Annotated in this window: 4 protein-coding genes; all 4 read left to right on the forward strand. The window is 31.3% G+C overall.

What is annotated here, in order from left to right:
• The first annotated feature begins 423 nt into the window (after window positions 1-423).
• Window positions 424-1,653, forward strand: coding sequence for an oligosaccharide flippase family protein (locus GQ540_RS12985; protein ID WP_291801860.1), 1,230 nt, complete (start codon window positions 424-426; stop codon window positions 1,651-1,653).
• Window positions 1,654-1,657: 4 nt separating this feature from the next.
• On the forward strand, window positions 1,658-2,815 hold the full coding sequence (locus tag GQ540_RS12990; RefSeq protein ID WP_291801863.1) for a hypothetical protein: 1,158 nt from the start codon (window positions 1,658-1,660) through the stop codon (window positions 2,813-2,815).
• Window positions 2,808-3,944, forward strand: a complete 1,137-nt coding sequence (locus GQ540_RS12995; protein WP_291801865.1) for a glycosyltransferase family 4 protein — start codon at window positions 2,808-2,810, stop codon at window positions 3,942-3,944. Before GQ540_RS12990 ends, GQ540_RS12995 begins: the two co-directional genes overlap by 8 nt.
• Before the next feature lie 1,541 nt (window positions 3,945-5,485).
• Window positions 5,486-7,396: a nucleoside-diphosphate sugar epimerase/dehydratase gene (locus GQ540_RS13000; protein ID WP_291801868.1), complete on the forward strand. Its 1,911-nt coding sequence runs from the start codon at window positions 5,486-5,488 to the stop codon at window positions 7,394-7,396.
• Window positions 7,397-7,656: the final 260 nt, after the last annotated feature.

Genomic DNA, 7,656 nt, shown 5'->3' on the forward strand with positions numbered 1-7,656 from the left:
TTCACGAATTCAGTATAACAATGAATAACAATGAGTAATCAAGTTTAGCATGACAAATTATGACTACTTGACTTGGTGAACGTCATCCTCAGCTTGACTGGGGATCTTTCAAAAAGTAGAGCAATTAGTAATTTAGCATTTATAGGTACGGATCCCGTGTCAGGTGCGGGATGACGGTTTGGTATGTTGTTTTCAGTTTATAAACGAACGTCATCCTCAGCTTTACTGGGGATCTGTTTGTTTTGGAACAACTTCTCGATAGCTGTGCTGAGCCTTTCGTCTACGCTCAAGACAGGCTTAGTCGAAGTATTGATTCAGGATCTTATGAAATAAAACAAAATCAAACAATACAGTTCTTAGAATTTAAACCCAACTAATAAAAAAATACATTATTTTTACATCTAAACAAAAGTAACCACTTTATTGAATAAAAAAACACTATATCAATTCTCAGAAAATACCATATCATTAGTTGCTATAAAAGCAATTGATTTAGGCTTAACGTTATGGTTAATTCCGTTTTTAATAGTGAAAGTCGGAATTGAGAATTACGGAATCTATGCTTTTGCAATGGCTTTAATGGTGTTTTTTGTAAATATACTCAACTACGGATTTAGCTTGTCTGCTGTTCGGGAAATAGCAAAAAACAAGGGGGACTTGTTAAAAATAAATCAATTATTTAATGAAGTAATTTCTGTAAAAGTGGTATTGTTCATCGTAGAATATATGTTGTTTATAGGATTGATATGGATTGTGCCTAAGTTTTGGGAACATAAAACAATTTATTTTTTCACTTCATTTATGTTAGTAGGTGAATTATTTTCATTGCGATGGTTTTTTTTAGGAATGGAAAAAATGAAATTTGCTGCATTTGTAAATTTAGGAAGAACGATACTCTATGTTGGGTTGGTCTTGTTTTTTGTGAATACAACGTCAGATTATAAATACATCCCGTTACTAGAAGCCATTGGGATAATTTTGGTAGGCATCATAACTTTTATATGGGCACTTAAAAGGTATCGATTAACATTAAAATTCACATCTTTAAAAGAGGTTTTTATGTATTTGAAATTAAATTTTAGTTCGTTTATAAATTCATTCTTACCTTCAACCTTTGGAACCGTTATTGTTTTTTTAGTGGGTATTTTTGGATTGCCTCAACACGTAAGTTTGATGCATATTGGTTTAAAAATCACCAATGCGTTTAGTACTATTAATGCTATTTTAACCAAAGTATTTTACCCAATGATAAACAGAACAAAAAAAATAATACCTCCATCAAGAATACTGTTGCTTTTTATGGGTGCTTTTTTAAGTTTGCTATTATTTTTTGGAAGTGATTATTTAATCACACATTGGTTGACATTTGAAAATAGAGAAGATTATAGGGAAATTGTAATCATAGTAAAAATTTTAAGTCCTATTCCGTTTTTAATGGCGGTGATATCAAGTTATGGTATTCATGGCTTATTAACGTATTATAAAGATGTTTTATATAGTAAAATAACCAGTATTACAATAGTGTTAACAGTTGTTTTAGGATGTTTTTTAATTCCAAATTACTCCTTTTTTGGAGGTGCTATTACATTGCTAATGGGGAGATTGGTATATGCAGGTTGGTCGTATATAGCATTTAACAAAATTAAAAGTTAATTAAATGGCGCTAATTTTAAATGGGAGTGTACTATTACTATTAATTATTTATAGTTTATATAGCTTAATTCCAACCGTTAAAAAAGTACCATCGCTAAAGGTTAAACTTTTTTTGGTGTTGGTTACTAGCATCCATTTTAGCGCTTCCATATTATTTGCATGTTTTCTTGAAGATTTCACTTCTATTAATGACCCAACTAACTTTTATGAGAATGCATTGGAAACAACCCAATGGTTTTCATTATTTAATATGGGAAGTTCTTTCATTTCTTTTTTAATTTTTCCTTTTGTAAAATTAGGGGTAACTATAGAGGTGTTATTTTTAGTATTTGCTACTATTAGTTTTAAAGGACTTTTGCTATATTTTGAATTGATAGGAATTGATAATTTAAGTGAAAAGAATAATTTATTGCTATTGTTTTATTTAACACCTTCATTTCATTTTTGGACAGGTTTTTTAGGAAAGGAAGCTCTGCTGCTATGGCTAATGGTAATGGTGTTGAAAAAAATAAAATTCAAAAAATACGATTGGAAATTTGTATTGATAGGAGGACTCATTTTTATGATTAGACCCCATGTTTTTTTAATACTATTACTCGGTTTGGGGATTTTATTTTTGATGGATGAGACGAAGAGTAAAAAGGTAAAAAGAAATTGGATACTAATTACAATGGTCTCTTTTCTGGTGATGTTACCCGTTTTTATGAAATTTTTCCTGAAAATTGACACGTTAAATAGTGCCTCAATACAAGCGTATATCACAGATTTTATAAGTACTACAAGCAATAGAGGTACAACAGCAATTAGTTTAACGGAGACCACAATTTTTACTCGAATTGGTTATTTATTAGTGATGCCGTTGCCTTTTTTATATGAAATTAAAAATAGCCTTCAGTTAATAGTGTCTATAGAAAATATATATTTTGTACTGGTGATATTTGGAAGTGTTTATTATGTTGTGAAGCATAAAATGAAATGGAGTAGGTTAACTAATGAACTAAGATTTGCGCTCATATCAGGTGTTTTATTAATGATATTATTTGCTTCTTATTTGTATAATTTAGGTCTAGGTAATAGAATGCGAATCATGTTTTTCCCTTACCTATTTTACTTTTTAATAAGCACCGTAGATTATTCATTAAAATTTAAAAAGCATGGCTAATAAGAAAACCTTATTGATGGTGGTGAATGTAGATTGGTTTTTGATTTCACATAGATTATGCATTGCAAAAGGTGCTGTAAAAGAAGGTTGGAGGGTAATTATAGTTGCTAAAGATACAGGAAGAGCACAAGAAATTAGAGATGAAGGGATTGAATTTATTAATATTCCATTAACTAGATCTGGAACGAAACCCGTAAAAGAATTAATGGTGTTTTTAAAATTATTTAGATTGTACAAAGAAATTCAACCTACCATTATTCATCAAATAACATTGAAACCAATTATTTATGGCTCTATTATAACAAGGTTCCTAAAAATAAAAGCTGTTGTGAATGCTATAAGCGGATTGGGGTTTAATTTTACAAATAATAAAAAAGGATGGGTTCCTAAAATAATGAAATGGCTATTGAGAGTCGGTTTTTCACATATGAAAAGTGATGTAATTTTTCAAAATAAAGAAGATTATATAGAACTAAAAGAAGCTAGTATTGTAAAATCGCATCATAAAATTCATGTAATAAAAGGTTCTGGTATTAACTTAACTGATTTTGAGTATTTTCCAGAAATATCTAAGAAGAAAACGGTCATTTTATTTGCAGCTAGAATGTTATGGAATAAAGGAATAAAAGAATTGAAACAAGTAACAGATTTGTTAAAAGCCACACACGAAGGAAAAATTTTAGTTGTTCTTTGTGGTATTATTGATAATGACAGTAAAGATGCGGTTCCTATAGAATACCTTAAAAAATGGGAGCATGAAGGTTATGTAACTTGGTTAGGGCATCAAGAAAATATGGCTGCAATTTATAAAGAATGCGATATTGTTGTTTTTCCTTCTTATAGAGAAGGAATGCCTAAAACGTTGTTAGAAGCTTGTGCTATAGGGAGACCTATTGTAACCACAAACGCGAATGGTTGTAGAGATTGTGTAGAGGAAGGTGAAAACGGTTATATAGTAGCTGTTAAATCTGTTAAAGAATTAAAACATGCCATTTTAAAATTAGTCGATTCACCAGAACTTAGAACTAAAATGGGGATATACGGTAGGAAAAAAGCGGAAAGAGAGTTCAATGAACAAGATGTAATTAAAAAACATTTAGAAATATATAATTCTTTGGGAAAAGGTTAGTAGTTTGTGTTTTTACAATATTCCAATACGTCATCCTGTGTTTGGCATCTAATCAACGTCATCCTATGTTTGTATATGAGATAATCTTATGTTTATATAAGTCTTAAATTTGATATAAAACAAGAAAAGTTAAAGTCAAAAAATCCTTACAGTCACTTCGAGTGCTTGTATGCAACGAAGCGTAATGCAAGTGTATCGAGAAGTCTAAAAGAGTTCTAATGTAAACTTCTAGATAGCTCTACTAAGCATAGTTGAAGTACAATTCTCCTCCGTTTCATTCCGTAAAATCACTCGAAGGGACATAACATTGTCAGCTCGAGTGCTTGTATGCAGTAAAGCGGAATACAAGTGTATCGAGAACAATTAGGGAGTTCCAATTAACATCTTTTTGATAGCCCTGCTGAACTTGGTCACTGAGCCTTTCGACTACGCTCAAGACAGGCTTAGTCGAAGTGCAATTTTCCTCTATTTCATTCCGTAAAACCACTCAAAGAAACAATATTCTAATACGTCATACTGAACTTGGTCCCTGAGCGGAGTCGAAGGGTGATTGAGGGTTTTTTGAATAGGAGTCCAAATAATAATTTACCCTTTATTAGGTGCAGATCCCGCATCAAGCGTGGGATGACCGTTGGGTATGTTATTCTTAGTTTATAAACGAACGTCATCCTAAAGATGTCATGCTGAGCTTGTCGAAGTATGTTTCAGGATCTGTTTGTTATGAACTAAAAAGCTACAGATTACTTCATTTCACTGCGTTACATTCGTAATGACGGTTTTTTTGGTTGAAAAGTTAACATTCGTAATTCCCAATTAGTAATTTGAAACTCTTAAGCTACAGATTCCCGCCTGCGCGAGAATGACGATTAAGTAGTATCATCCTTAACTCATTGCTGTGTTTTTTATAAACGAACGCCATCCTGAACTTGCTCCCTGAGCGGAGTCGAAGGGTGATTCAGGATATGTTCATTAACAAGTTACAATGCTACTTTGAACTCCAAAGTTACAGATTGCTTCATTCCACTATTCCTACACGCCACCTGGTACCTTCATTAAAAACAGCTACTAGCTGTTTTCTTTACTTTCAGTCCTGCTGACGGTTTAATAACTTTATCCTGAACTTCTCGATAGCTCTACTGAGCCTTTCGACTACACTCAAGATAGGCTTAGTCGAAGTATGATTCAGGATCTGTCCTTAACTAACGTCATCCTCAGCTTGACTGGGGATCTTTAACTTTCAAGTTCCAAAGCAACAGATCCCGCATCAAGTGCGGGATGACAGTTGGGTATGTTACAACACACAACACCTACATTTTAACCCATTCATATACGAAAAGAAAAAAAATCGTTTATATTTGCTTTTAGATGTGAAATCTCGTTTTGATTGTTGAAAATTAATACTGTTATGATACTTAATAAAGTATCTTTAATTAGACAAATGTGTTTTTAGAGAAAATAGCCATTAAAAATAAAGCCTTTATGGTAGTTTTTAGCGCATAAAAGATAAATTTGAAACCCCTATTTAAGCACTAATTTATAGTATGAAAAATTATTTCATAAAAAAATTGATTCATAATAATACGTCAAGGTGGATTGTATTATTAATTGATTTATATATTATCCTAAATACATTTTTTATAGCCTATTTAATACGGTTTAACTTCTCCTTAAATTTTAATAAAGATCACTTAATCTTTCAACTTCCAATTATTTTTGTAGTTGCATTGATAAGCTTTTTGTGGGTAGGTTCATACAAAGGTATTATTAGGCATACAGGTGTACGTGATTCTGTAAATATTGTTGGAGCTTGTTTTGTGATGATAGTGCTGTTGTTTAGCCTGGTGTTTATCAATCGTCAATGGCATATTTCAGAAACTGTAGCTATTCCTTTGTCAATTGTAGCTATTCATTTTTTATTAAATGTAATAGTCTTAATTGCAAGTAGGTACTTGTTTAAAGAACTGTATTACTCATTAGTCACAGCCAATAAAGAGCACAAAAAAGTAATGATTTATGGTGCTGGAGAAGCTGGTTTGTTAACCTATTCAGTACTAAAGGAAGATAAACAAAATAACACACAAATTATTGGGTTTATTGATGATAAAAAGAGCAAAGCAGGGAAAAAAATTAATGGAGTAACAGTTTACAATGCAACGAATGTAGATGAAGATTTTATTAGAAGTAAAAAAATTGATGAGATTATTTTATCCATTCAAAAAATTAAACCCTTACGATTAATTGAGATAGCAGATAAATTTTCAAAATATTCAATAAAGGTGAAAATTGTGCCACCAGCAAAGGATTGGATAGATAATAATTTAAATATACACCAAATAAAGTCGGTTAAAATTGAAGATTTATTAGGGCGAGATACCATAGAACTTGATAACCCGCTACTAATCAATGAATTTAAGAATAAAGTAATTTTAATTACGGGAGCTGCAGGCTCTATAGGGAGTGAAATTACAAGACAGTTATCAACATTTAAATACGCACATTTAGTATTAATAGATCAGGCTGAATCTGAACTGTACACACTTCAGCAGTTTTTTCATCATAAAAATGTGAAAAAAATAACAGCAATTGTAGCAGATGTAAGAAATAAAAAAAGGATGGATGCCATTTTTAAAGAGTATGAACCTACCTTTGTTTTTCATGCAGCAGCCTACAAGCATGTGCCATTTATGGAAGATAATCCTTATGAAGCAGTACATGTGAATGTTGCAGGGACTAAAACAATTGCAGAATTAGCATTAAAATACAATGTAGCAAAGTTTGTGATGGTTTCTACAGATAAAGCCGTAAACCCAACCAATATTATGGGGGCTACCAAGCGTATTGCTGAAATGTACATTAACTGTTTAAATACGAAAACAAATGCAACAAAATTTATAACCACACGTTTTGGAAATGTGTTAGGTTCAAATGGCTCTGTAATACCTTTGTTTAAATCTCAAATTGAAAATGGAGGCCCTTTAACAGTAACGCATAAAGAGATTACACGTTATTTTATGACCATACCGGAGGCTTGTCAGTTGGTTTTGGAAGCGGGTGCTATGGGTAAAGGAGGAGAAATATTTGTGTTTGACATGGGAGAGTCTATCAAAATTTATGATTTGGCTTTAAATATGATTGGACTGTCTGGATTAAAATTTCCAACAGATATTGATATTAAAATAACAGGATTAAGACCAGGTGAAAAAATTTATGAAGAATTATTGGCTGAAGGCGAAAATACGACAGCAACACATCATCATAAAATCATGATAGCCAATGTAAAAGAAATTAATACGATAAAAGTGAAGAAAAAAATAAAAGAATTATGTAAATTTAACGAAGAATTAAACAGCAATAAAACAGTTGTTAAAATGAAAGAAATTGTACCCGAATTTATTTCAAATAATTCTAGGTTTGAAGCATTTGACCATAGTGTTGAACATAAACCATCCTAAAAATAGGATAAATCGTTTAATATGCTTTTAGTTTTACCGAAAGGTTGCGTGTAAATAATAAAAGAGTGATTAACAAGTTTAGATCGATCATAAAAAAGTATAAAAAAAATAAAATGAAAAATAAATTTTACTACCCCATACTATTCAGCATAGCCTTACTTTCGGTAGCCTGTGTTCCTTCCAAAAAAATGATCTATTTTCAAGAAATAGAGAATGTAAAAATAGAGGAAACTGTTGTAAATTACGAGCCTAAATTACAA

This window comes from Lutibacter sp. (genome assembly GCF_013139515.1).
GTDB lineage: Bacteria > Bacteroidota > Bacteroidia > Flavobacteriales > Flavobacteriaceae > Lutibacter.

What these genes read in the sequence shown, in the direction of transcription:
- GQ540_RS12990 (WP_291801863.1), top strand. Translation starts at nt 1,658, where the DNA reads ATGGCGCTAATTTTAAATGGGAGTGTACTATTACTATTAATTATTTAT.
- GQ540_RS12995 (WP_291801865.1), top strand. Translation starts at nt 2,808, where the DNA reads ATGGCTAATAAGAAAACCTTATTGATGGTGGTGAATGTAGATTGGTTT.
- GQ540_RS13000 (WP_291801868.1), top strand. Translation starts at nt 5,486, where the DNA reads ATGAAAAATTATTTCATAAAAAAATTGATTCATAATAATACGTCAAGG.